General features: G+C 54.7%; 24 protein-coding genes. 14 read left to right on the top strand and 10 right to left on the bottom strand.

Going from position 1 to position 23,115, the window contains the following annotated elements; all coding sequences use genetic code 11:
* Positions 1–30: 30 nt before the first annotated feature.
* From IFT84_RS02570 to IFT84_RS02560, 3 genes are all read left to right on the top strand, one after another.
* Complete coding sequence (locus IFT84_RS02570; protein WP_192117064.1) at positions 31–1,527, top strand: CoA-acylating methylmalonate-semialdehyde dehydrogenase; 1,497 nt, start codon at positions 31–33, stop codon at positions 1,525–1,527.
* A 143-nt stretch (positions 1,528–1,670) separates the two neighbouring features.
* Entirely contained in the window at positions 1,671–2,741 is a 1,071-nt protein-coding gene (locus tag IFT84_RS02565; RefSeq protein ID WP_192117063.1) for a YjgN family protein, read from the top strand.
* Positions 2,731–3,771 carry a M48 family metallopeptidase gene (locus IFT84_RS02560; RefSeq protein WP_192117062.1) on the top strand — a complete coding sequence of 347 codons (1,041 nt, stop codon included), beginning with the start codon at positions 2,731–2,733 and terminating at the stop codon, positions 3,769–3,771. The genes IFT84_RS02565 and IFT84_RS02560 overlap by 11 nt, the downstream gene beginning before the upstream one ends.
* Positions 3,772–3,909: 138 nt before the next feature.
* Here the strand turns inward: IFT84_RS02560 and IFT84_RS02555 are convergent, their stop codons facing one another.
* The gene (locus IFT84_RS02555) at positions 3,910–4,917 is read right to left on the bottom strand and encodes a Fe(3+) ABC transporter substrate-binding protein (RefSeq protein ID WP_244651085.1); all 1,008 of its coding nucleotides are present in this window, start codon (positions 4,915–4,917) and stop codon (positions 3,910–3,912) included.
* 216 nt (positions 4,918–5,133) lie between these two features.
* Here IFT84_RS02555 and rirA point away from each other — a divergent pair, with 216 nt between their 5' ends.
* Positions 5,134–5,613, top strand: coding sequence for an iron-responsive transcriptional regulator RirA (gene rirA, locus IFT84_RS02550; protein WP_192117060.1), 480 nt, complete (start codon positions 5,134–5,136; stop codon positions 5,611–5,613).
* Between the two features lie 121 nt (positions 5,614–5,734).
* Here the strand turns inward: rirA and IFT84_RS21665 are convergent, their stop codons facing one another.
* Positions 5,735–6,427: a LuxR C-terminal-related transcriptional regulator gene (locus IFT84_RS21665; RefSeq protein WP_192117059.1), complete on the bottom strand. Its 693-nt coding sequence runs from the start codon at positions 6,425–6,427 to the stop codon at positions 5,735–5,737.
* A gap of 225 nt (positions 6,428–6,652) precedes the next feature.
* On the opposite strand from IFT84_RS21665, the gene IFT84_RS02540 reads away from it, so the two are divergent.
* Positions 6,653–7,000, top strand: a complete 348-nt coding sequence (locus IFT84_RS02540; protein ID WP_192117058.1) for a RidA family protein — start codon at positions 6,653–6,655, stop codon at positions 6,998–7,000.
* 456 nt (positions 7,001–7,456) lie between these two features.
* Positions 7,457–8,581, top strand: coding sequence for an AI-2E family transporter (locus IFT84_RS02535; RefSeq protein ID WP_192117057.1), 1,125 nt, complete (start codon positions 7,457–7,459; stop codon positions 8,579–8,581).
* Positions 8,582–8,638: 57 nt separating this feature from the next.
* Here IFT84_RS02535 and IFT84_RS02530 read toward each other — a convergent pair whose 3' ends face one another.
* On the bottom strand, positions 8,639–9,430 hold the full coding sequence (locus tag IFT84_RS02530) for a response regulator (RefSeq protein ID WP_192117056.1): 792 nt from the start codon (positions 9,428–9,430) through the stop codon (positions 8,639–8,641).
* Between the two features lie 268 nt (positions 9,431–9,698).
* On the opposite strand from IFT84_RS02530, the gene IFT84_RS02525 reads away from it, so the two are divergent.
* Positions 9,699–9,803 carry a NepR family anti-sigma factor gene (locus tag IFT84_RS02525; RefSeq protein ID WP_192117055.1) on the top strand — a complete coding sequence of 35 codons (105 nt, stop codon included), beginning with the start codon at positions 9,699–9,701 and terminating at the stop codon, positions 9,801–9,803.
* 55 nt (positions 9,804–9,858) lie between these two features.
* Here IFT84_RS02525 and IFT84_RS02520 read toward each other — a convergent pair whose 3' ends face one another.
* Both IFT84_RS02520 and IFT84_RS02515 read right to left on the bottom strand, forming a co-directional pair.
* The gene (locus IFT84_RS02520; protein ID WP_192117054.1) at positions 9,859–10,107 is read right to left on the bottom strand and encodes a glycine zipper domain-containing protein; all 249 of its coding nucleotides are present in this window, start codon (positions 10,105–10,107) and stop codon (positions 9,859–9,861) included.
* A gap of 30 nt (positions 10,108–10,137) precedes the next feature.
* Positions 10,138–10,290 (bottom strand): DUF3309 family protein, encoded by a 153-nt coding sequence (locus IFT84_RS02515; RefSeq protein WP_192117053.1) that lies wholly within the window; start codon positions 10,288–10,290, stop codon positions 10,138–10,140.
* A gap of 228 nt (positions 10,291–10,518) precedes the next feature.
* Here IFT84_RS02515 and IFT84_RS02510 point away from each other — a divergent pair, with 228 nt between their 5' ends.
* The gene (locus IFT84_RS02510) at positions 10,519–10,842 is read left to right on the top strand and encodes a hypothetical protein (protein ID WP_192117052.1); all 324 of its coding nucleotides are present in this window, start codon (positions 10,519–10,521) and stop codon (positions 10,840–10,842) included.
* Positions 10,843–10,856: 14 nt separating this feature from the next.
* Here the strand turns inward: IFT84_RS02510 and IFT84_RS02505 are convergent, their stop codons facing one another.
* The 3 genes from IFT84_RS02505 to IFT84_RS02495 all read right to left on the bottom strand — a co-directional run bounded on the left by IFT84_RS02505 (position 10,857) and on the right by IFT84_RS02495 (position 14,627).
* A complete protein-coding gene (locus IFT84_RS02505; RefSeq protein WP_342212823.1) occupies positions 10,857–11,516 on the bottom strand; it encodes a tetratricopeptide repeat protein in 660 nt (219 codons plus the stop codon).
* Positions 11,501–12,187, bottom strand: coding sequence for a Fe2+-dependent dioxygenase (locus IFT84_RS02500; protein WP_192117051.1), 687 nt, complete (start codon positions 12,185–12,187; stop codon positions 11,501–11,503). Before IFT84_RS02500 ends, IFT84_RS02505 begins: the two co-directional genes overlap by 16 nt.
* A gap of 166 nt (positions 12,188–12,353) precedes the next feature.
* Positions 12,354–14,627 carry a TonB-dependent receptor gene (locus IFT84_RS02495; RefSeq protein ID WP_192117050.1) on the bottom strand — a complete coding sequence of 758 codons (2,274 nt, stop codon included), beginning with the start codon at positions 14,625–14,627 and terminating at the stop codon, positions 12,354–12,356.
* Between the two features lie 237 nt (positions 14,628–14,864).
* Between IFT84_RS02495 and IFT84_RS02490 the strand changes: the two genes are divergently transcribed.
* From IFT84_RS02490 to IFT84_RS02465, 6 genes are all read left to right on the top strand, one after another.
* Entirely contained in the window at positions 14,865–15,764 is a 900-nt protein-coding gene (locus IFT84_RS02490) for a PRC-barrel domain-containing protein (protein ID WP_192117049.1), read from the top strand.
* Between the two features lie 525 nt (positions 15,765–16,289).
* On the top strand, positions 16,290–16,787 hold the full coding sequence (locus tag IFT84_RS02485; protein WP_192117048.1) for a TIGR00645 family protein: 498 nt from the start codon (positions 16,290–16,292) through the stop codon (positions 16,785–16,787).
* Positions 16,788–16,865: 78 nt separating this feature from the next.
* Entirely contained in the window at positions 16,866–18,119 is a 1,254-nt protein-coding gene (locus IFT84_RS02480; RefSeq protein WP_192117047.1) for an NAD(P)/FAD-dependent oxidoreductase, read from the top strand.
* An 8-nt stretch (positions 18,120–18,127) separates the two neighbouring features.
* A complete protein-coding gene (locus tag IFT84_RS02475) occupies positions 18,128–18,688 on the top strand; it encodes a sugar transferase (protein ID WP_192117046.1) in 561 nt (186 codons plus the stop codon).
* A gap of 457 nt (positions 18,689–19,145) precedes the next feature.
* On the top strand, positions 19,146–21,110 hold the full coding sequence (locus IFT84_RS02470) for a polysaccharide biosynthesis protein (protein ID WP_192117045.1): 1,965 nt from the start codon (positions 19,146–19,148) through the stop codon (positions 21,108–21,110).
* Positions 21,111–21,221: 111 nt separating this feature from the next.
* Positions 21,222–21,458 (top strand): hypothetical protein, encoded by a 237-nt coding sequence (locus IFT84_RS02465; protein WP_192117044.1) that lies wholly within the window; start codon positions 21,222–21,224, stop codon positions 21,456–21,458.
* On the opposite strand, the gene IFT84_RS02460 is transcribed toward IFT84_RS02465, so the two are convergent.
* Positions 21,447–22,517: a DNA topoisomerase IB gene (locus IFT84_RS02460; RefSeq protein ID WP_192117043.1), complete on the bottom strand. Its 1,071-nt coding sequence runs from the start codon at positions 22,515–22,517 to the stop codon at positions 21,447–21,449. The genes IFT84_RS02465 and IFT84_RS02460 overlap by 12 nt on opposite strands.
* A gap of 138 nt (positions 22,518–22,655) precedes the next feature.
* Positions 22,656–23,078 (bottom strand): hypothetical protein, encoded by a 423-nt coding sequence (locus tag IFT84_RS02455; RefSeq protein ID WP_192117042.1) that lies wholly within the window; start codon positions 23,076–23,078, stop codon positions 22,656–22,658.
* Positions 23,079–23,115: the final 37 nt, after the last annotated feature.

Genomic DNA, 23,115 nt, shown 5'->3' with positions numbered 1-23,115 from the left:
TACAATCAAGTATTTATGGAGGAGTGCGTGATGCGCGATATTGGACATTTCATTGGCGGCGAGCATGTGGCCGGCACCAGCGGTCGAACCAGCGATGTGTTCAACCCGGCAACAGGCGAAGTCCAGGCTCGTGTGTCCTTGGCGAGCGACACGGAACTGGCTCAGGCTGTGGCGAATGCAGTTGCCGCCCAACCCAAATGGGCTGCCACCAATCCGCAGCGTCGCGCCCGTGTTTTCATGAAATTCGTCCAGCTTCTCAACGAGAACATGGATGATCTGGCGGAACTGCTCTCACGCGAGCATGGCAAAACCATAGAGGATGCCAAGGGTGACCTGCAGCGTGGGCTGGAGGTCTGCGAGTTCGTGATCGGTATTCCGCACCTCCAGAAAAGTGAGTTTACCGAAGGGGCGGGGCCAAATATCGATATGTATTCCATCCGTCAGGCGGTGGGCGTCGGCGCGGGGATCACACCGTTCAACTTCCCGGCCATGATTCCCATGTGGATGTTTGCACCGGCTATTGCCTGCGGCAATGCATTCATCCTCAAACCGTCCGAGCGTGATCCATCCGTACCCTTGCGTCTGGCCGAACTCATGATCGAGGCGGGTCTTCCGGCTGGCATCCTGAATGTCGTCAATGGCGACAAGCAGGCGGTCGATGCCATTCTGGCGCACCCGGATATTTCCGCCATTTCCTTCGTGGGCTCCACTCCTATTGCCCGCGCTGTCTATGCCAGTGCTGCGGCCAACGGCAAGCGCGCCCAGTGCTTCGGCGGTGCCAAAAACCATATGATCATCATGCCGGATGCCGATCTCGATCAAGCGGCGAACGCACTGATGGGAGCGGGTTACGGCTCTGCCGGTGAGCGCTGCATGGCGATTGCGGTTGCCGTGCCTGTGGGCAAGGAAACAGCCGACCGCCTCGTGCAGAAGCTTATTCCCATGGTGGAAGCGCTCCATGTCGGCCCCTACACGGATGAGAAAGCCGATATGGGTCCGCTCGTCAGCCGCCAGGCGCAAGAGCGTGTGCTGGGCCTGATTGACAAGGGCGTGGAGGAAGGCGCCGACCTGATCGTAGACGGTCGCGATTTCAAGCTTCAGGGCTATGAAAACGGCTACTTCGTCGGCGGCTGCCTGTTTGATAATGTGACCGAGGACATGGATATCTACAAGACCGAAATCTTCGGCCCTGTGCTGTCCGTCGTGCGTGCCAACACCTACGAAGAGGCACTGGCCCTGCCGATGAAGCATGAATATGGCAACGGCGTCGCCATCTATACACGCGACGGCGATGCCGCCCGTGATTTTGCCTCGCGCATCAACATCGGTATGGTCGGTATTAATGTCCCGATCCCCGTGCCGTTGGCCTACCACTCGTTCGGCGGCTGGAAATCATCAAGCTTCGGTGACCTCAACCAGCATGGCACGGACTCCATCCGGTTCTGGACACGCACCAAGACAATCACGTCTCGCTGGCCTTCGGGCATCAAGTCAGGCGCTGAATTCGTCATGCCGACAATGCGCTAAAACATACCTCCATGAACATACTCAGAATGGCCCTGCGGGGCCATTTTGTTTTTGTGATGGATTGTATATAATATAAGAAATATAATATATAAAGGTATGGGACTCGGGGGCGGGTCACGGTTCAAATTTATGCGGGGGGACAAATGTCGATTTCCAGCACAGACGCGTTTGGGCGTTCCACAGGGCAACGTTTTGTTTTCAGGGGCACCGGCAGGGAATATTTCGGCATCTGGATCGTCAATATCCTTTTGACCATCGTCACGCTGGGCATCTATTCCGCTTGGGCCAAGGTGCGGCGCTTGCGGTATTTTCTTGGCAACACCTGCGTGCTGGGGACACATTTCCAGTATCACGCGACAGGAAAGCAGATCCTGATCGGTCGGCTGATCGTGGTTGGTATTTTGATTGTTACGCAGATTCTCTCCTATCTGCATTGGACACTCTCGCTCGGTATCTCCCTGCTGTTCCTGCTGGTCTTTCCGTGGCTCATTGTGAAGGGGCTCCGGTTCAGCGCCCGTGTCATCAGCTATCGCAATATCCGTTTCGATTTTACCGGTCGTGTCGGCGGTGCCTTTCTTGCATTTATGGTGGGCGGGCTGATCGCGATTTTGTCGCTCGGAATTTTGGTGCCGATCACAAGCCGCTGGACATCGCGTTATCTCATCAACCATCTGCGCTATGGCGACCGTCCCTTTAGAGCCGACTTGAATGTTCAACCACTCTATGCCGCTTTGTTGGTGCCGGCTATTGTTATGGTGTTTGGGGGTGTTCTTGGCGGCATAGGCTTATACACTGTGGTAGAAGCCAGCTTACACAGTACCGATGGTCCTCATATGGACGTTCCGACGGCCTTCGGCTCCGTTCTTCCCATTTTATTGATCTTTCTTTACGCCGTCGCAACAACGTATTACGGCGCTGCTGTCCGCAATGTCGTGCTCAACGCAACCCTCATTGATGATAAGCATGCTTTGAAAAGCGATATTTCCCCATGGCGGTATCTCTGGGTTGTCTTTTCCAACCTTTTCCTCACCATTCTAACGTTGGGATTGTTGCGTCCTTGGGCAGCTGTGCGGGAGCATCGCTATGTTATGCAGTCCACCGGCATAATCGTTGACGGTGATATCAGCGAGGTGACATCCGCCATCACGCAATCGGCAGGCAACGCTTTCTCAGCCGAATATCTCGATGTTGAAGGTTTTGAGTTTGGCATCTGATTCTGTTGTTGTTGCCACAGGTATCTGGTTTTCTGCCGGAAGCAGCCGGTCCGTTCCTGCGCATATGCTCTGGCTACGCGGTGACGTAAAGATTGTTGACTACGATCACACGCCTTTGGCCGGCGCGATCTCTTCTGACCTGACCATTTCGGCGCGCATTGGCTCTATCCCGCGCCTGATCACGTTCCCGGATGGATCGGTCTTTGAGACCAGCGACAATGCAGCGATTGACCGCTGGAGTACGCAGGAACTCGGTCAGCGCCGTGGGCTGGTGCATCGCCTGGAGCACTTTGGGCCTAAGCTTGCAGTCGTCGTCGCCGCAGTTGCGCTTCTGATGATCGTGGTCTGGCGGCTGGCGGTTCCGGCGGTCGTTGACGTTGCCGTTTGGGCAACCCCGGATTTCGTACCCGTTGCCATGTCGCGTGCGCTGCTGGAAACCCTGGACGGGACGGTGCTTGACACCAGTGCACAACTGGATGCGGATAAAGCCTTGATCCTCAGCGAATTCCAAGAATTGAAGCGGCACGCATTGCGGGGGGAGGCAGGCTACAGACTGCATTTTCGTCATGGCGGCTTGATGGATGTAAACGCCTTTGCCCTCCCGGACGGGCAAATCGTGATCACGGATGAACTGCTTGAACTGTCGAAAGATGACCGGCAGGCCATATTGGCCGTGCTGGCGCACGAGATCGGCCATGTCGATCGTCAGCACGGGCTGCGCCAGCTTTACCGAACTGCAGGAATGCTGGGAATATTCATGATGCTGACAGGAGACATAGGCTCATTGGCGGAACAAGTTGTTAGCCAAGGCGGTGTTATCGTAGCGCTGTCTTACTCTCGTGAAGCCGAAGATGAAGCGGACCGCTACGCCATTGATCTCATGAAACGCGCCGGTTACGATGGTCTCGCGCTCAGCCGCTTTCTCCGGATGTTTGCCGATGACCGAAGCGGACCGGAGTGGCTTTCAACACATCCTGACACGAAAAAGCGTCTGGACGCGGCTCAAATCTACGCTGTCCAGCAGCGTTAATTTCAAAGGCCATTCAGCATTCCGCACAAACTGTACGTCGACCAATGACTTTTTCAGGAGTTAGCGGTGACCTGATAATCCCGAACCATTTTCCTGAAAGGTCGCGAAAGCAGGCTTTCGCGACCTTTCTCTCGGGTCTTAGTTCGATGGGCCGTCGTTGATGCCGACCTGATCGATAAGTTCGGAAGCCTTTTTGCGGTTGGCAGCAATATCGGCCAGTGACAGGCTGTCCGGCTTGATGGCGCCGAACGATTTGACGATATCGGAGGGTTCAGCGCCCGGCATGACAGGATATTCAAACACCTGCTCGCCATAAATCTGTTGCGCTTTGCCGGAGGCCAAAAATTCCATGAATTTCAGCGCATTTTCCTTATCCGGCGCATTTTTGGCCATAGCCATGCCGGAAATGTTGACGTGCGTGCCCCGGTCATTCGTGTTGGGGAACAGAACCTTGATGGCCTTGGCCCACTCCTGCTGTTCCGGTTCCTTCGTGTTGGTCATCATCAGGCCAACATAATAGGTGTTGCCGAGGCCAAGATCGCACTCGCCGGATGCGATGGCCTTGGCCTGCTCACGATCATTGCCATCCGGCTTGCGTGCCAGATTGTTTTTCAAACCTGTCAGCCACTTTTCCGTTTCCTCTGCACCCTTATGGGCCAGAATAGACGCCGTCAGGCCGACATTGTACGAATGCTGAAAATCGCGTGTGCAGATTTTGCCCTTCCACTTGGGGTCAGCCAGTTCTTCGTAGGTAATGCTGTCTTGCGATACGCGCTCACGCGATGCGTAGACAACCCGCCCGCGGGTGGTCAGCCCGAACCAGTTGCCATCGGGGTCGCGGAAGTGTTCCGGAATGTCCTTGTTGATGATGTCGCTGGTCACGGGCTGCGTCACGCCCGCTTCCTTGGCCTGCGTCAAACGGCTGATATCGACGGTCAGGATCACATCGGCCGGCGAATTTGCGCCCTCTGCCTGAATGCGTTCAACCAGTCCCTTGTCCAGAAACAGGACATTTGCCTTGATGCCCGTTTCCTTCGTGAACTCTTCGATCAGAGGTTTGATCAATTCCGGTTGGCGATAGGAGTAGATGTTGACCTCACCATCCGCAAAGGCAGATGTTGCCACGCTCATCATCGCCGTGGACATGCAAAGGCTGGCAAACACTGTTTTCATCGTCATAAACCACACCCAATTTTACCGACTAATTTAGCTAGATTGACCAGCACATAGACATGAGTCAAGCTAACCCAAGCGATTATATGACCGATACCGTCAGGATTTGTCGAGATTTTTCGATTTTGGAATTGTTCCAAACTGGAAAATGCCCTATATGTCGGTGGACACGTTCTTTTGGAGTGACTTATGCGGCTGACGAAGCAGACCAATTACGCAGTGCGTATCCTGATGTACTGCGCAGCGAACGGCGAAAAACTGAGCCGTATCCCTGAGATTGCCCGCGCATACTCCGTATCCGAGCTTTTTCTGTTCAAAATTCTACAGCCCCTGACGAAGGCCGGTCTGGTTGAAACCGTCCGTGGCCGCAATGGGGGCGTACGGCTGGGGCGCGCATCTGCCGATATCAGCCTGTTCGATGTGGTGAAAGTGACGGAAGACAGTTTCTCCATGGCCGAATGTTTTGACGCTGGCGAGATTGATTGTCCACTCGTTGATAGTTGCGGTCTGAACGCTGCGCTTCGCAAGGCGCTGAACGCGTTCTTTGAAGTGCTGCAACAGTACTCCATCGATGATCTGGTCAAGGCCCGTCCGCAGATCAACTTCCTTCTTGGTCTGGAAGAGCTGCCACACGTTCACCAGCTACCTCAGGCCCAACCGGCCGCCTAACGGTTTATCACTGTTTGGTTAGAACACGTCCGGTGTACACGTGTTCACCTGACGTATTCTAACCATTTATTTTCTTGCATTGTTCAGACGTGAAAACGACTTCGTTTTCATGGGAAATGCTTTAGCTGATGAGTTGCTGGCGCATTGCTTTGGCAACCATCTGTGCGCGGTTTACGGCGTCCAGTTTGCGCAACAGGGTTGCCGTGTGAGAGTTGATCGTGTGCTCCGATACGCTCACGATGATCGCAATTTCCTTGGCGGTTTTGCCCTGAGATATCCAGCGCAAGACTTCACGCTCCTTCGGCGTCAATTTGGCCTTGCTTTTGGCTGTGAGAAAACGCGCGGCAAAGGCATCAAACGCGCAGGTGACCCGGTAGCAAAGCTCCATGTGTCGCGAGGCTTCCATAGATGAGCCATGTCCGACCAACAAGGCCGCATAGCGCAGGCCATTTTTCGTATACACCGGTACGCAAATGCCTAAGGAAAAGCCAAGCGTTGCTGGAAAATCATCGCTGCTGGGATGCTGGTTGTGCCAGAGTGACGACAAGGTGGACGCCCGCGCTGTTTTCAACAGTGCCGAAGAGCTAAACGTATGCCTCTGATCATAGTCTCGAATGAGGCTAGCCGGAAGATCGTGCAGCACCAGACGCTCTGAGAAATTAGCAGTGTGCGACACATCGCCCAGGGAAAAGACAGCATAGCAGGAAAGGCCGAATGCTGAGCAGATCGATTGGAATATCGCGTGAAAATCAGGAATGGATTCGGTCGTTGGAAGTTTCGCTTCCAGATTGTATGAACGAAGATACTGTCCCACGTCGTCGCCTTCCGTAAGCCCTACTTTAGGGTGTAGTTGAACTCTAATACAACCTAGTTAAAGTGCGTTCTGCGTGGATGTCAATATTCTTTTGCACGATGCGAATGCTGCTGCCCATCCAGCACGGCCTCGTGTAGAAAAGCATCTCTGCTTTGAAGGAGTAGCCCGTTGGCAGAGCGGGCACATCGGCGGGCCTCGGGCGCGTCGGCAACCACAGGATAGGTCATGGACATTACACGTTATGAAACAGGCGCACGGATGAGTGCAGCGGTCGTGCACAACGGCACGATTTATCTTGCAGGCCAGGTCGGACAGGCCGGTAGCGATGTATCGGAGCAGACACGACAAGCTCTGGCCGAGGTTGATCGTTTGCTGGCGCTGGCTGGCTCTGACAAAACCCGGATTCTCTCTGCGACCGTGTGGCTGGCGGATATGGCCGACTTTGGCAAGATGAATGCTGTCTGGGACGCCTGGGTTGCTCCCGGCAATGCGCCTGCTCGGGCGACAGGGGAATCAAAGCTGGCAACGCCTGACTATCTGGTCGAGGTTATTGTCGTCGCCGCACAGGCTTGATTGTTCGTGAATATGGTGAGCGCTTTGCTAACAAGGCGCTCATTTCCTTGTTGTTGGCCCAATAGTGGTTACCATAAAGGGAACCAAAGCGCTCCTGCCGCGTTTCTGTCACAATTGCTCCCCTGCGGATTTGTGTAAAGGAACGCTCCATGTTGTATTGGTTGCCTCGTCTTGCGGTTTTTCTTCTGATTGGTGTTGTTCTCGGTCTCGGTTTGCTTCCAGCGACCGCGGATGGTCTCGCCAATACTATGGTTGCAGTCCTCATTGGGCTTGGCTTGTTCTCACTGACTGTTCATATCTTTCCACCTGAACATTTCTAAAGCATCTCCAGTGAAACGAAGCCGTTTTCACGCCTAGATGATGCGACACAACGTAGAATTAGAGCATGTCGAGTGAGAGTATACCGCGGCCTCGCGGTCAGCCTGCATTCATCGGACATGCTTTAAGGTCACAACAATGACAAGCACGAAAGGCGCGGCGGAAGCTGCCCACCGGGCTGGCCTGGTGAAGGAACAGGAAGACGAGGAAGAGGTGCCTGTCGTGCGCACGCGCGATGGAGTCGATGTTGCCATGGCAATTGCGACCATCGGCATCTTCGTGATCCTGGCGTGCGCTGCCGTCCAGACCATGCAGTCGATTTTGATGCCAATCACCCTAGCCATAGTCGTCGGCATGATACTGGCTTTGGCTGCGGACAATCTCGCGGAACTTGGACTTCCTCCGGCATTGGGTGGGCTGCTGATGGCAGCGATCTTCGCGGTCGGCATGTTCTTCGTCGTCAATGCCCTGATCGAGCCCATTTCAACTCTGGTTGTTGAAACGCCGGGTATGATAGAGCGAAGCTTTGAACGGCTGACACCGTTTCTGTCCCGGTATGAATGGCTCAACATTGGCGTTGGAAAGTCCGGTCAGGGTCAGGCGATTGCGGATGCGGCGATGGCTCATGCTGGCACAGTGCTTGGGGTTGTGGCGGGAGGGCTAACACCAGCGCTGTTTCAGATTTTGATTTTTCTGGCTGCCCTTGGCCTGTTTCTGGCCGGACGGGTGCGGATTCGCAAAGCCTTGATCATGATGTTTGAAAGCCGTGAGGGACGCCTTTCCGTCATTCGAACAATGAATGCGATTGAGCATTCACTCGGTTTCTATTTTGCTACCGCCAGCCTCATCTACGGCGTGCTCGGCATTGTGACGATGTTGATCGCATTTGCCGGTGGTCTTGCTGTCGCGCCACTCTGGGGCGTGTTTGCGTTTGTATCGAGCTTTATACCCTATCTTGGGGTTACGCTCATGACGATTGCGTTGTTGATCGCCGGGTTTTTAACCCATGATAACTGGTTGCTCGCTCTGGCACCGGTCACCGGCTATTTCCTGCTACACCTGATTATGGAAAACGTTATTACGCCTTCCATTCTCGGCCGACGCCTCGAAATGAACCCGTTTCTGATCTTCGTCATGATCATTTTCTGGACATGGATGTGGGGTGCCGTTGGCGCTATGCTGGCACTGCCGCTGTCCTTGATAGCTATGACTATCTATCATGAGATGACAGAGAAGCCGCCAGCGCGTCAGCTTCCGTCTTGAGCGCCGCGACAAAAGGCCGGTCTATGCCGCCCTCTTTCCATTCACTGTCTGATAGCCTCAGCGCCCGCGCAGATTATCATCGAAGAACAGCGCCTGACTGATCAAAGCTTTGACCATGTCAGGATTAAACGGCTTGGTCACCAGAAACGCAGGCTCCGGCTTTTCACCCGTCAGCAGGCGTTCTGGAAACGCGGTGATGAAGATGACAGGAATGGTTGTTGTCGCCAGAATTTCGTTGACCGCATCAATACCGGAACTGCCATCAGCCAGTTGAATATCGGCCAGAACCATTTTGGGGTTGGTTGAGTGGAACAGGTCCACTGCCTCCCCGTGTGTGCGTGCAATGCCAGTAACGCGGTGCCCGAGACTCTGGACCATCTCTTCAATATCCATGGCAATCAAAGGCTCATCTTCGATGATCATGATATCGGTGGCAACCTGTCGCGAGATATCCTCGGAGGCCTGCGTCAGCAGCCTGGACAGTTCAATATCGCTGGCGCTCAAAATTTCCGCAGCTTCGGACGTTGAAAATCCTTCGACTGCAACCAGCAGAAACGCTTTGCGTGGCAAAGGTGCAATGGAGGCGAGATTGCTCGCGGCCCGCTTTTCCCAGCCGAACGGTGAAGCAGTTTCGGGAATGGTCACGTCCAGCTTGTCGAACACATCGCAAAAAAGTTTATAGAGGCCCGTTCTATCACTGACTTGTTTAGGAAATAATGATATATCAGCAATCAGTGCTTCCAAGGTGGCGGCAACATAAGCATCACCGGAAGCTTGCGAGCCAGTAACGGCGCGCGAAAAACGTCGGAGGTAGGGAAGATGGGGCGCGATCCGCATGGAAAGTGACATAGAGAGACGTCCTCCGAGACAATATTTCAATAGGCGAGCATTGGCATAAGCTTCACGCTATCCGTCGCCGTTATGATTGTATTGATTAGTGGAATTTCGATGCGTAGGGAAGGGTGGTTGTGGCAATCTCTTTAGTGATACCAAATGACAACGACACCCAGCGCTGGGACAGTGAGCGAACGTGACTAACGAGACACCATATTTGAATGAGCAACACCGAGGTCCGATTGCGGAATCGACATCATCCGCAGTTGACGGATACATCGCCATGAAGCTCAAAGCGCTCTACACAACCGTCGAGCGGGAGCCTATTCCAGATTTTTTTCTGGATCTTCTGGACCAACTGGATGCCGCCGAACAGCGGCAGGGATAGCAACAAAAAAGCCCTGCTTTTGGCAGGGCTTTTTGCATTCATAAATTGCTAAGGATTAGCAAGCGGCAGTGTAACGGCGACCGGAACGGTCACGGTATACGCACTGACCAGGCTCGTTTGCGTTACCAATCAATGCGCCAGCTACGCCGCCAACGGCCGCACCAACTGCTGCGCCACGGACATTACCCGTTGCAATACCGCCAATAGCAGCACCCGAAACAGCGCCGATACCCGCACCACGTTCAGTCTGCGAGCATGCTGCCAGAGGGAGGATCAGAGCGGCTACAAGGATAATTTTCTTCATGATGTTTTCCTATCGATAGTGACGTTGGAGTTAAATACGGCCCATAAGGACGAGCACGAGAATGATAACCAGAACCAGTCCAAGACCACCGGACGGACCGTATCCCCAACTGCGGCTGTAACCCCAGTTTGGCAGCGCGCCGATCAGAAGCAGCACGAGTATGATCAACAGAATGGTGCTCATTGAAATGTCCTTTGGTGTGTAAGCGTTTGGTAGAGGTCTTGAAAAGTGTGTATTTGTCACCAAAACGCGCTGGTCGACCAAAGGTTCCCCTTGCCAGCACGTTTTTTGTGCATTCTGTCTCGTAAAATGATGTCAAGCAGAAAATACTCCGACCCACAAAAAGAGTGGAACCTAAAGTCTTAGTGTACCGTTGTTCTGTCACGTTAACCATATCGTAAGGTGATAACCATGGAACACGTTGCTGCCATCATGCTCTTGGTTGGATGTTCTTATGGCAATGTTGATTGTCAGGAACTGCCAGCGCCAACAGTTGCGTATCAGTCAGTTGAAGACTGTCAATCTATGCTGCGGTCAGCCGTTAACGAAAGCGGTGCGAGCTACAAAATCACCTACGGAAAGTGCACAGCAATCGATCCGGCCATCTTTGAGCAGGATGCAAGCATTGTATGGGATATTACCAGCAATGACGAGTTAAAAGTGACTGTTGAAACGGATGATGAGCCTGCTTTGCGCGTTGCATCCAACGAGAAAACCGTGGTGCGTGTCAACTGATCGCACCGGCAAATTCAAACCCGTGCCAGAGCCTGTTTTCCGAGCATTATGAGTTCAGGATCTGATTGACGTGATAGCAAACGGCCCATGGCTTGATGGAAGTCGGAAAATCCAGTCGACAAGGCCTTACAGAACCACGTTTTTGCCGCAGCGTTCTTGCCTTCGCTCCGCAACAGTCTTCCGTAATTGAATTGAGCCCAGCAATCTCCACCTTCGGCACCGGCACGGAAATACTGAGCCGCTTGTTCCAAGTCCCGTGGCACGCAGCGTCCGTCTTCATAAAATAATCCGAGCATATTTAGAGATTTGATGTGTCCTCGGCTGGCAGCTTTCTCATACAATCGGAATGCCTCGGTTTCGTTTTTTTCCACACCAAAGCCGCGTTTAAAGAGATCCGCGAGATTGAAGAGTGCCCATGTATCACCGGCCGTGCTGGCGGCGTGGTAGTATTCCGCCGCCGCCGATGGATCCGCATCAACACCCCATCCCATCCCGTAGCATCGACCAATCATATTGAGCGCAGCAGGGCTCCCACCGCGCGCTGCTGCGCGGAACCACTCAAGTGCGGCAGGGTGATCACCCCGGTCCAGACGAAGTTGGCCAAGCAGAAGTTGTGCCTCGGCGACATCGGGCGGACTGAAATTCGGAGTTTGCCGTGTCAGAGTTCTGCCCACCGGCGCAGCAGATTATGGTAGTGATTGACCAGCCCAAGAACTGCCGCGTTTTTATCTCCCAGTTGCTGGCGCGTTTCGATGATGGCAACATCGAGGTCATAGAGCATCGCACGTTTCCCATCGTCCTTCACCATGGACTGGCTCCAGAAAAAGGATGACCAGCGGCTACCACGCGTTATGGGTTCAACGCGGTGAAGACTGGTAGCAGGATATACAATCATATCGCCTGCGGGCAGTTTGACACTGTGGCTGCCATAGGTGTCCTCTATCATCAGTTCGCCACCGTCATATTCTGACGGGTCCGTGAGGAAGACAGTGGTCGACACGTCGGCGCGCATACGCATGCCGCCCGAATGCGGTACGGCCCGAACGGCACCATCCACGTGATTGCCGAATGACATACCGGTATCGTACCGATTGAAAAGCGGCGGTAAAACCCGAAGGGGCAAGGCGGCTGAATTGAATGTGGGATTGCGCGCCAGCGCCCTCAAAATAATGTCCCCAAGTTCTTTCGCTTCCTGTGATTCCTCTGGAATCTGCAGGTTGAACTTGGCCTTGGCTGCCTGGTCCCCTGCCGTTACCTTGCCATCCACCCAAGGAGACGTTTCAAGGCGGTTGCGCAAGTGGGAGACTTCCTCAACGGAAAGTGCTCCGGGGATATGGATAAGCATAAAGACACCTGCACGCGGATTGAATGGCGATTGGCAAAGTTAGGCGCACAGACACCACCGTCATCGTAGTGGAGTCTGTGTTTAGAGCATTTCCGGACAATGCGACAAACTAAGGAGTTAAAGCACATCCGGTGAACACGTGTTCACCGGATGTGCTTTAGGTACATCAGAATTTCGCACCAACAGTCAGCATGAACGTGCGGCCGGACGTCGGAACGGCGCGCGCCCCATTGAAGGCTGCACTATAATTAACGTGGTCTGTCAGATTATAGGCGTTCAGATTGACCTTGAACTTGTCTTGCTCGTAGCCAACCATGGCATCCAAAGACACGCTGTGCGGAACTTTGGCGGTATTGGCCGGATCGGACCAGTAGGCTGACGCGTATTGAACGCCGCCACCAACGGTGAATTTGCCCGGCAGTGCTGCGACGAGGTCTTCGCCGATCGTGTAGCTTGTCCAGAGGTTGAACGCATGGTTCGGCATGTTCGTGACCTCTTTGCCGACCGCTTCACTGCGAACGTTTGACCGCGTGAACTTGCCGGATAGATACGCGTAGTTCGCAGAAACATTCCAAGCGTCTGTGACATTACCGGTTGCTCCTAGCTCAATGCCACGGATGCGGCGACCAAGGTCCGCTTCCAGAAACCCTCCAAGCAGTTCGCCAGAAGCGGGGTCGACCGCATACGAGTTTGACTTCTTGATCTGGAACGCTGCAGCGGTCAGTCCAACCCGACCATCCAGGATATCGGATTTCACGCCAATTTCGTAAAGGTCAGTCTGCTCCGGTTCAAAATGCAGCCCGTTGGCCGGTACTTCGTAGAGGCCGGCCCCAATATTGACGACCGCCGCCACGTCGGTGCCAATCGGCTTATGCGAGCGGGACCATGTACCGTAAACAGATGTCTGCGGAGTGAACTCGTAAATCAGGCTAAGAGACGGGCTGAAGTCCGTATCTTTCTGCGAGCCTCCAGGGGTGGCAGGGTTGTTGAAACTATATTTGCTTTTAAAGTAATCATATCGCACTGCGCCCAGAACGGAAAATTCATCCGTCAACCACACGCGATCGTTGATGAACATGCCGACATTGGTAGCCGACCCCTCGCGTTTGCCGAGATCAGGATAGCTCACCACAGCCAGTGGATAATCGAACTGCCGATTATACAGTCGCTGATTGCCGGGACGTGTTGCGCCCCAGTTGCCCATGACACGTTTATCTTTTTGATGGCTGACGTCGATGCCGATATTGGCCTCATTGCGCACGCCACCGAGTTCTCCGGCAAAGCGCGCGCCGAGAATGTTTTGAACGCCATAGCCGTCCTGGAGGTAGGTGACGCCGCCACCGGCTCCGTAACCAATGGCCTCATCAACGCCCGGAACAAACACACCGCAGATGGCGGGATTGGTTGAGGAAAAATCGCGATCGTAGTTGGTATAACGCGTATCATTATAGATCTTGATGCCATTATCGAGATCATGTGTGAACGTGGAAGACAACACATTGAGGCGTGTATCATCCCGGTCGGTACTGCGAACAAATGAATTGGAACGATCATAGCCGTATTCGGTGATAGGCTGCGACAGTCCGCCGGCCGTCAAGGGAGCAAACGGGATGCCGAAATCCGGAACTCCGTCACCGCGCAGGAACTTGTAGTTCAAATGCCATTCGGTGCCGGTATCAATGCCCAAACCCAGATCAAGCGCAACGCCTTGACGGTTGGTTTTAACATGATCACGATCAGCAACATTTTCCCAATGGCCAACGCCGTTCACGCGAACAGCGGTCGTATCATCGATTTGCTGGTTGACATCGACAGTCGTGCGAAAGACCGGGCCAACACCGACGGACTGCTCAACATCCACAAATTTTTCCAGTCTCGCGGGTTTGGAGGTCTGGTTGATTGCCCCTGAAATGTTGCCTATCCCGAAATTGTCGGTGGTAGGGCCTTTGAACACTTGAACAGATTCGGTATTGAATGAGTCACGCGTATAAACGCCAAAGTCACGCAAACCATCGATATATGTGTCGCCACGTGACTGGAAGCCGCGAATTCGGAACTGATCCCCACTCTGGCCGCCATTGCCTTCGCCAGATGACAAGGTGATTCCCGGTACGTTGCGCAGGGCTTGTTCCAGCGTGGTTACACGCTGCTGCTCAATGATATCGCTCGTAACAACGTTGACGACACGTGGCGTTTCCTTGATGGTCGCTGGCAAGCGTGAAATTTGTGGTGACGCGTTCAACGTGTTGGAGGGACTGCTTGCTCCAGTCACCTTGATGGCTTCCAAAGCTGCAGCGTCGGGCGTGCTTGTGGTTGGTTTCGCAGCCGATGATGTTTGGGCCTGTGCTGCATGTGGGAGAGCGGACGCTGTCATCGCGACACCAGCAGTTACCGCTGCCCCCGAAATCAACGGTCGAAGAGAAAGGTTTCGATGCTGCATGGTGTTCTCCTGGGAATCAGCGAGTCAATTATTTAGGTCATACAAAATTAGAAACATCAAATATGTAAAATATGAGAGGATTTGTCGTCAATGTTTTTGACGGGTTTTATGCAGGATGGTTTTGCGTGAGACATGCGTGCTGTCATAAATACAACACCGTTGCCAGACGCGGAACGAACCGGTTTCCACAGCGTTTTCAGGATGAAAGCGCATTCGCGCTCCTAAAAGGAGACGGTCATGTTCCAAAGATTTTTCGCGACGACTGCAATCATCGGTGTGTTGTCAGGTGTGGCAGTCGCGCAGGAGGCTGAAACGGTTGATCCGTCAGCAAATGCACCGGCAGCAGGCACGGTCGGTTATTTCGTTCCCTCCCCAGATCAGGTTCTTGCAACTACTGTTATTGGTAAAACGGTGTTTACGGGCGTGGATGAAGATGCCGAAGCGGTTGGAGAAGTCAGCGATGTTGTCATCGGTCCAAGTGGTGGCACAGATGCTGTCGTGATCGGCGTCGGCGGCTTTCTAGGGCTGGGTGAAAAGGACGTTGCTGTCAATTTCGACAGGATTTCCTGGTCAGATAAGGATGGCCAGCGCATCATCGTTATTTCTGCAACCAAGGACGATTTGAAAAACGCGCCGCGATTTGACCGCAAGACCATAACGGAAGGTGCAGTCCCCGAGAAAGCAGAAGCAACGACACCTGTTGTACCGATTACACCGGTAGCACCCGACGTGGCAGCCAATGAGGAGGTTACGGTTCCCTCCGATAGTACGACGGACCCGATGGTAACACGGGAGGGGTTGCAGACCGTTGATCCGGCGTTACTCAGCGCGGGAAAGATTATAGGCAGCACCGTGTATGCCAGTGACGATTCGTCTATCGGCAAGATCAAGGACGTGATTTTGACGCAGGATGGCAAGGTTGACGCCTACATCGTGGATGTCGGTGGCTTTTTGAGCGTCGGTGCAAAGCCGGTTGCGCTGGGCGCGGACAACCTTGAAGTGCTGGCAGATGCCAAAGGCGAGATGAGCATCTACTCCCCCTTTAGCAAAGCTCAGTTGCAGTCCCAACCGGCCTATAGCACATCCGCCTACAAGACCGACCGCGACGGAATGCTGCTGCGCGCGCCGTCACCCTGATATAAAGAAACCGGGGCTTGCCCCGGTTTGTCCGTCCTGTTGATGTCAGTTGAAACCGTTCCAATCAATTCGGAACGGTTTTTTTCGTTGGCTGTTCTGTAGTGCTCAATCGGTCCAGAAGATTGGAAAAGCGCGTTTCGTCTGATTCCAGATGACAGTCGTAAAGGGTTCGCAGCGTCGCGCCGATAGGGGACAGGCCTTCGCGCGCCACAACCGAAGGCCGTGATGCAGCGGATGCTGAACTCCATATAACAGATGTTCGAATGGACATGACACCTAAACTCCGACGCTTATTCATCCCGACAACGTCTTCACTCTCAGTGATGTTCCGCTTTATTCGGCCTTATCTTTGCTAAACTTTGTTTCAAATGATATTCACGCACCTATGGTTAAAGAGTGCTTTCCGTCACAAGGTTGGCCCGCTGCAAATGTTCATCCAATGTGCTCAAGCTTGTTCCGCCTTGCTCTTGCCGATTTTTGTGCCCTTGGCTATTCCAGGCGAAGTGCTGTGAACTGGAATACAACATGAAATCTCTTGAACTGCTCGTCGAACGCATCATCCTGTCCAGTCGTTGGTTGCTGGTCGTCTTTTACCTCGGGCTTGCGGCGTCGCTTGCGCTTTACGCGGTCTCATTCCTCTACAAATTCCTCAAGGTCGCCAAGATGGTCTTTGTCTATGACGATGCGCAGATGATTCTGGCGATGCTGGCTCTGATCGATGCGGCGCTCGTCGCCAGCCTTATCGTTATGGTCATGATCTCGAGCTATGAGAATTTCGTCAGCAAGTTCGATGAAGAGAAGGGCGATGTGTCCTTCATCGGAAAGCTGGATGCGGGCAGCCTCAAGATCAAGGTTGCGTCGTCCATCGTTGCAATTTCCTCCATCCATCTGCTGCAGATTTTCCTGAACGTGCAGCAATATGATGATGGCAAGCTGATGTGGCTGACGCTGATGCATCTGGCCTTCGTTGTCTCGGCGCTGATGCTTGGTTATCTCGAAAAAATGTCCAAGCAGAAATTGTAAAACATACTTCCATCCACCTTGCCCATTGCCGGGGAGGGTGCAATGGTCTGCTAAAACATAAGCGAAGCAGGGATCAGTATGGAAGCGGATGTCATTGTACTGGGTGCGGGTATCGTTGGGTTGTCAACTGCCATTCATTTGGCACGACGCGGCAAATCTGTAGCACTGGTGGACCGGCGCGGGGCGGGGGAGGAAACTTCCTATGGCAATGCTGGTCTCATCCAGCGCGAAGGGGTTTACCCCTATGGCTTTCCCCATGATTTCGGCGCGCTGTTCCGTTACGCACTCAACAATACAATCGACGCGCATTACCACTTTAGCGCCCTGCCATCGCTGGTGCCGTTTCTGGCGCGGTACTGGTGGAACTCGGGCTTCACACGCCATCAGCATATCGCCCGCCTGTATGCGCCGCTGATCGAAAACAGCATTTCCGAGCACAGCGACCTCATCACTGCGTCCGGTGCCGACCATCTTATTCGCAAAGACGGGTGGATGAAAGTATTCCGCAGCGAGGCAGAGCGGGATGCGGCCTACGCGGACGCTGATAAATTATCGGCGGATTTCGGTGTGAACCATCAGAAACTCTCGACCGCAGAGTTACAGACTGCCGAACCGGCCATTCGGGCAAGCCTTACCGGAGGGCTGCGCTGGACCGATCCCTGGTCGATTCTGGATCCCGAAAGCCTCAACAAGGCCTATCTTGCCTATTTCCAGTCACTTGGCGGCAGGCTGGTGGGTGGCGATGCGGCGACAATCGAACAGGTTATGTCCGGCCCCGGCTGGCGCATTGCTACGCCCGATGGCCCGCTCACCGGCCGTGAGGTTGTGGTCGCGCTGGGGCCATGGGCGGATTCGGTTACGCGCAAGCTTGGCTATCGCTTCCCTCTCGCGGTCAAGCGCGGCTACCACATGCATTACGGTACGCGTGACAATGCAACCTTGAACAATTGGGTGCTGGATGCCGAGCGCGGCTATTTTCTGGCTCCTATGCAGCGCGGCATTCGTCTCACCACAGGCGCGGAGTTCGCCAAGCGGGATGCGCCCAAGACCCCTGTGCAGCTGGAGCGCGCGGAAAAGGTGGCGCGAGACTTCTTCCCGCTGGGTGATCGGCGAGACGAGGAACCGTGGATGGGCGCGCGCCCCTGCACGCCGGATATGATGCCGCTGATTGGCAAGGCGCCGCGCCATGACGGGCTGTGGTTCGCGTTCGGCCACGCCCATCACGGTATGACGTTGGGCCCGGTTACAGGCCGCGCCCTGGCCGAGGCCATGCTGGGGGAAAAGACGGTGGTGGATCTTGCACCCTACCGTCCCAGCCGGTTTGTCGCATAGGTGCCGTCGTGAAACGCATTTTTGACGTTTGTGCCGTGCTGGCCGCAGGCGTGTTTCTGCTTATTCCTACGCTTCTGGTTGCTTTGGCTGTCAAACTGTCGTCACCCGGTCCGGCCTTGTACTGGTCGGATCGTGTCGGGCGGCACAATCGTCTGTTTCGCATGCCGAAGTTTCGCAGCATGAAAACCGGAACGCCAGCGGTCGCCACGCATCTGCTGGCCGATCCCGGGCAGTATCTGACATCCATCGGCCCTTTTTTGCGCAAAAGCAGTCTGGATGAACTGCCGCAACTATGGAGCATTCTGGTAGGGGATATGAGCCTTGTCGGCCCACGACCGGCTCTGTTCAACCAGCAGGATCTGATTGCCCTGCGTACTGAGGCTGGTGTGGATGCGCTGGTTCCGGGGCTGACGGGATGGGCGCAGGTCAATGGTCGCGATGAACTGCCCATACCCCAGAAGGTGGCGCTGGATGCGGAGTATCTTCGCCGCCGATCGCTGACATTCGATATCCGGATATTGTGGATGACACTGGTGAAGGTTATCCACCGGTCGGATGTCTCTCACTAGAGCATTTCCAGTGAACACGGGTTCACCGGAAATGCTCTAGATCTTTTATTTGTCGCATTGTCCAGACGTGAAAACGACTCCGTTTTCACTGGAAATGCTCTAGAGCATATTCCGACCGGAGTGAAACGAGGATCGAAAAGAATATGCTTCAACATGAGGATGTTAGAGCGCCGATCTGATACAATCAGATGGACGCTCTAATATGTTGTTGAGAATTGAAACGTGACCCAACAAAGCGTATCCACCATGCGTTGGGCGTAAAGCGAACAAAATTACAGCATTTACGGAAACGTGCGCCGCTCGAGGCCGTACTAGAGCGTTTTCGATCTGATTGAATCATAACGGCGCTCTAACTTTTTCGTCTTGAAGCATAATCTTATCGATCCTCGCTTCGCTCCGGTCGAATTATGCTCTAAACCGCTGCACACTTTCGTGCGACACGCTTTAAGGGTCTTTGATGGCATCTGGAAAACTTGCAGCACCGTTTCTGGCGCTTCCACGGGTCACGAAGCGGTTGCTTGCGCTCACTGTCGATGCCAGCCTGTGCGTCCTGACTGTATGGTTCGCCTATTATCTGCGCTTGGATACATGGATAGCGCTGACCGGCATTCACCTGTTGCCTGTGTTTGTATCACTGGCGCTGGCGCTGCCGATCTTTATCTCCATGGGCCTTTACCGGGCAATTTTTCGCTATGCCGGCATGTCGGCTTTCCTGACGGTCATGAAAGCCATTGGCATTTACGGCATTGCGTTCGCCACGATCTTCACCGCCGTCAGCGTTCCCGGTGTTCCAAGAACCGTGGGCATATTGCAGCCCTTGTTGCTTCTGATTGCCATCGGTCTGTCGCGCATCGGCACCCGTGCATGGCTTGGCGGCGCGTATCTGCGCGTGCTGGGCGGCGAAGCAACGTCCCGGGTGCTGATCTACGGTGCCGGGACCGCTGGCCGGCAGTTGGCTGGCGCATTGTCCGGCAGTACGCAGTTGCGTGTGATGGGTTTTCTGGACGACGATACGCGGCTGCAAGGCAGCATTATGAATGGCGTGTCGATTTACGATCCCGCCAGCCTGGTGAATCTGGTGGACAGCCTTGATGTCACCGATGTGCTTCTCGCCATTCCCTCCGCAAATCGCAAGCGCCGCAATGAAATTATCGATCTGGTGCGCGCCGCCAAGGTCACGGTTCGCACGCTTCCCGATTTGAACGATCTGGCACAGGGGCTCGTGCAGGTTGGTGATCTCCGGGAACTCGACATCGATGACCTCTTGGGACGTGATGCCGTTGCGCCGAACCAAACGCTGCTGGCGCGCAATGTGCGCGACAAGGTGGTGATGGTGACCGGCGCCGGTGGCTCGATCGGCTCTGAACTCTGCCGCCAGATCGTGCGCCTGCAACCGACCTTGCTGCTTCTGGTCGATCAAAGCGAATTCGCTTTGTATAGAATGCAGGCCGAACTGCAGAAACTGCTTGGCACTGATGTGTCCGCACAGGAAAAAGTCATTCCGCTGTTGGCTTCGGTGCGTGACGAAAAGCGCATGACGGAGATCATGTCGGCGTTTGCGCCGGATACCGTCTATCACGCCGCCGCCTACAAGCATGTTCCCATGGTGGAATTCAACGTGGCCGAAGGCGTCCGCAACAATGTGCTGGGAACGCTCACCACGGCACGTGTGGCCAGCGCCTGCGGCGTTTCCGCCTTCGTGCTGATCAGCACCGACAAGGCCGTTCGGCCCACCAATGTCATGGGGGCCACCAAACGCCTTGCTGAAATGGTGCTTCAGGCCATGGCATCGGCGTGCCGTCAGTCTGGTGCGACGATCAATTTTGCCATGGTGCGGTTTGGCAATGTGCTGGGCTCATCCGGCTCGGTGGTTCCGCTGTTTCGTCAGCAAATTCTGGAGGGTGGCCCGGTAACGCTCACACATGCGGACATCACCCGCTATTTCATGACCATTCCGGAGGCAGCCCAACTCGTCATTCAGGCGGGTGCCATGTCCGATGGCGGCGATGTCTTCGTGCTGGATATGGGCGAGCCGGTGCGCATCTACGATCTGGCGCGCCGAATGATCGAACTGTCCGGGTTGACGGTTCGCGATGAGAAGAACCCGGAGGGTGACATTGAAATTTCCATCGTCGGTCTTCGTCCGGGTGAAAAGCTCTACGAGGAATTACTGATTGGCGACAACCCGCGCGAGACCCAGCATCCCCGCATCATGAAAGCCAGCGAAGAGTTTCTGGCTCTCAGTGCTTTGATGGAGCGTTTGCTCTCGCTGGAAACGGCATTGGACAGCAATGATATTGCCGAGGCTCGTTTGATCCTGCAGTCTCTGGTGTCTGGTTACGTGCCGGAGGGCGATCTGGTCGATCATGTCTTTTTGCGGGCAAAAAAGGTCCAAATCGAAACAAATTCAGTGTCTTATTAAAATTCAAAAAAGTGTGGAACCATTTGTCAGTCGTTGCGTTTGCGGGTCGTCCAACCAGATCAAGGTGCGAGAGGCCACTTGAAACGGTTTGGGAACCCAGGAGTGACCACAATGACAAGACACACCATCAAGTTTGCAGGCCAGCCCGTTGGGATCGTTGTCGCTGAGGAAAATTCCTTCAAATTCATTGCCGTGAAATATCCGGTGTGGGAACTGGACAAACACCAGTTCACCTCTGTTGAGGCGGCGCAGGAAGCGGTCAAGCAATTGTTGTCCGGGCGTACATCCGGTATTCCCCGCTCGGCGGTGGCCGCAACGGCAGAACTGCCCCAGCGCCTATCGGCCTGAAGCAGTGCTTTCCAGCCAGGCGTAGACCCTAGCTTCATCATCGGAGAACCAGTCTGTCGCCGCCGAATCGTTCGGCGGCTTTTTCATTGCATCCGCCAGCAATCCGGCTTCGAAGTCGGTAAAAACCTGTGGATGGATATAGGACTTGCGACAGACGCTGCGTGTATTCACCAGCCGTGCGGCGACCTGATCGATCACGGAGTTGACCGCCAATAGTTTTTCCCGCTTGGTTTCCGGCAGCGTCAGGGATGCAAACGCCGTTGCGGCATGTTTGGTCGCACCCCACGTGCGGAATTGCCGGGACGTGAATGCATCGCCCGATGCTTCGCGGATGTAAGCGTTGACATCGTTCGACGTCACGGCATGACGCTTGCCATCGTCATCCAGGTATTGGAACAGTTGCTGCCCTGGCAACTCCTGAATCGAGCTGATGGCGCGGGTGATGCGCCGGTCATTGTGGCGCAGTTTCCACTCCTTGCCGGATTTTCCCTTGAAGTGGAAATGCAGCGTGCCGCCTTCAATGGTCAAATGCTTGTTGCGGAGCGTCGTCAGGCCATAGCTGCCATTGTCGCGCGCGTAGGTCGCGTTTCCGACACGGATCAACAGATTATCAAGCAGCCAGACGACAGACGCCGTCACCTTATCCAGTCCCGGCTTGCGCAAACGTAAATCACGATCAATGCTTTCACGGATTTTGGGTAGAGCCGATGCGAAGCTGAACAAGGTGTCAAACTTCGCTTCGTCCCGACTGGCTGACCACGCCGGGTGATAGCGGTATTGCTTGCGCCCGCGTGCATCCCGCCCCGTTGCCTGCAGATGACTGTTGGGGTCGGTAGAAATCCAGACTTGGCTATAGGCAGGCGGTATGACCAGCTTTCGAATCCGCTCAATCTCTGCGCTGTCAGAGACCTTCGTGCCGTCTGGATAGAGATAGGTGAAACCCCGTCCGCTACGCCTGCGAGAAATACCGGGTTCCGTGTCGCTCACATAGGAAATCTCGGGCGAGGGGACCATGTCGTCTTCGTCGTCCAGCATCGTATCCCCACGCACTTCGCTCATGAACTAGCACTCCGGCTCCATCATCGTCACCTGTTATTGACAATGCTTCTGCAGCCAAAACGTTGGGGTTGATCACTTGTTCCTCAACAAAAAACGGGCCCACCGGGCCCGTTCGTCGTCATCGTTCTAGCCGTATTGTTACGGTGCCGTTGAAGGCGCAGCAGGGGTTGTTGTCGTTGCTGGCGGCGTGGCCAACGGAGCTGGCTCAGTTGATGTTGCTGGCGCCGGGGTGGATGGTGTGGTGTTGCTGGTGGCCGCTGGGCCGGACTGCTGCGTAGCCGAAGGCGCTGTGGCTGGCGCGGGAGCAGTGCTGCTGGCGGGTGTCGCATTCGGATCAATGCTTTTGCCAAACCATTCCGTCGGTCCCCAGGCCAGAAAAATCAGTGCCAGTGCCGCTACAAGAACCATAAGGACAGGCCAGCCGCGACGACCCTGCCGTGCTTCCTTGGCGGTGAACTCCTGCGCCGGTGGTTGGCCGGTGGCGGTCACCTGGTCGCGTGCAGCTTGCGTATCCGCTCTTGCCTGTGTGCCTGGCGGTGTATTGGAATCATCGTATGACATGTCGTATCCTTCCTCTATCCCCGGACACTTTCCGGCC

The organism is Rhizobium sp. CFBP 8762 (assembly GCF_014841565.1).
Lineage (GTDB): Bacteria > Pseudomonadota > Alphaproteobacteria > Rhizobiales > Rhizobiaceae > CFBP-8762.
Note: the sequence above shows the minus strand (reverse complement) of the source record. Positions and strands in the feature narration are given on the sequence as shown.

Coding starts and splice junctions, on each gene's coding strand:
- IFT84_RS02570 (WP_192117064.1), top strand. CDS start 31: ATGCGCGATATTGGACATTTCATTGGCGGCGAGCATGTGGCCGGCACC.
- IFT84_RS02565 (WP_192117063.1), top strand. CDS start 1,671: ATGTCGATTTCCAGCACAGACGCGTTTGGGCGTTCCACAGGGCAACGT.
- IFT84_RS02555 (WP_244651085.1), bottom strand. CDS start 4,917: ATGTCCACGGCGATGATGAGCGTGGCAACATCTGCCTTTGCGGATGGT.
- rirA (WP_192117060.1), top strand. CDS start 5,134: ATGCGGCTGACGAAGCAGACCAATTACGCAGTGCGTATCCTGATGTAC.
- IFT84_RS02540 (WP_192117058.1), top strand. CDS start 6,653: ATGGACATTACACGTTATGAAACAGGCGCACGGATGAGTGCAGCGGTC.
- IFT84_RS02535 (WP_192117057.1), top strand. CDS start 7,457: ATGACAAGCACGAAAGGCGCGGCGGAAGCTGCCCACCGGGCTGGCCTG.
- IFT84_RS02530 (WP_192117056.1), bottom strand. CDS start 9,430: ATGTCACTTTCCATGCGGATCGCGCCCCATCTTCCCTACCTCCGACGT.
- IFT84_RS02525 (WP_192117055.1), top strand. CDS start 9,699: ATGAAGCTCAAAGCGCTCTACACAACCGTCGAGCGGGAGCCTATTCCA.
- IFT84_RS02520 (WP_192117054.1), bottom strand. CDS start 10,107: ATGAAGAAAATTATCCTTGTAGCCGCTCTGATCCTCCCTCTGGCAGCA.
- IFT84_RS02515 (WP_192117053.1), bottom strand. CDS start 10,290: ATGAGCACCATTCTGTTGATCATACTCGTGCTGCTTCTGATCGGCGCG.
- IFT84_RS02510 (WP_192117052.1), top strand. CDS start 10,519: ATGGAACACGTTGCTGCCATCATGCTCTTGGTTGGATGTTCTTATGGC.
- IFT84_RS02500 (WP_192117051.1), bottom strand. CDS start 12,187: ATGCTTATCCATATCCCCGGAGCACTTTCCGTTGAGGAAGTCTCCCAC.
- IFT84_RS02495 (WP_192117050.1), bottom strand. CDS start 14,627: ATGCAGCATCGAAACCTTTCTCTTCGACCGTTGATTTCGGGGGCAGCG.
- IFT84_RS02490 (WP_192117049.1), top strand. CDS start 14,865: ATGTTCCAAAGATTTTTCGCGACGACTGCAATCATCGGTGTGTTGTCA.
- IFT84_RS02485 (WP_192117048.1), top strand. CDS start 16,290: ATGAAATCTCTTGAACTGCTCGTCGAACGCATCATCCTGTCCAGTCGT.
- IFT84_RS02480 (WP_192117047.1), top strand. CDS start 16,866: ATGGAAGCGGATGTCATTGTACTGGGTGCGGGTATCGTTGGGTTGTCA.
- IFT84_RS02470 (WP_192117045.1), top strand. CDS start 19,146: ATGGCATCTGGAAAACTTGCAGCACCGTTTCTGGCGCTTCCACGGGTC.
- IFT84_RS02465 (WP_192117044.1), top strand. CDS start 21,222: ATGACAAGACACACCATCAAGTTTGCAGGCCAGCCCGTTGGGATCGTT.
- IFT84_RS02460 (WP_192117043.1), bottom strand. CDS start 22,517: ATGAGCGAAGTGCGTGGGGATACGATGCTGGACGACGAAGACGACATG.
- IFT84_RS02455 (WP_192117042.1), bottom strand. CDS start 23,078: ATGTCATACGATGATTCCAATACACCGCCAGGCACACAGGCAAGAGCG.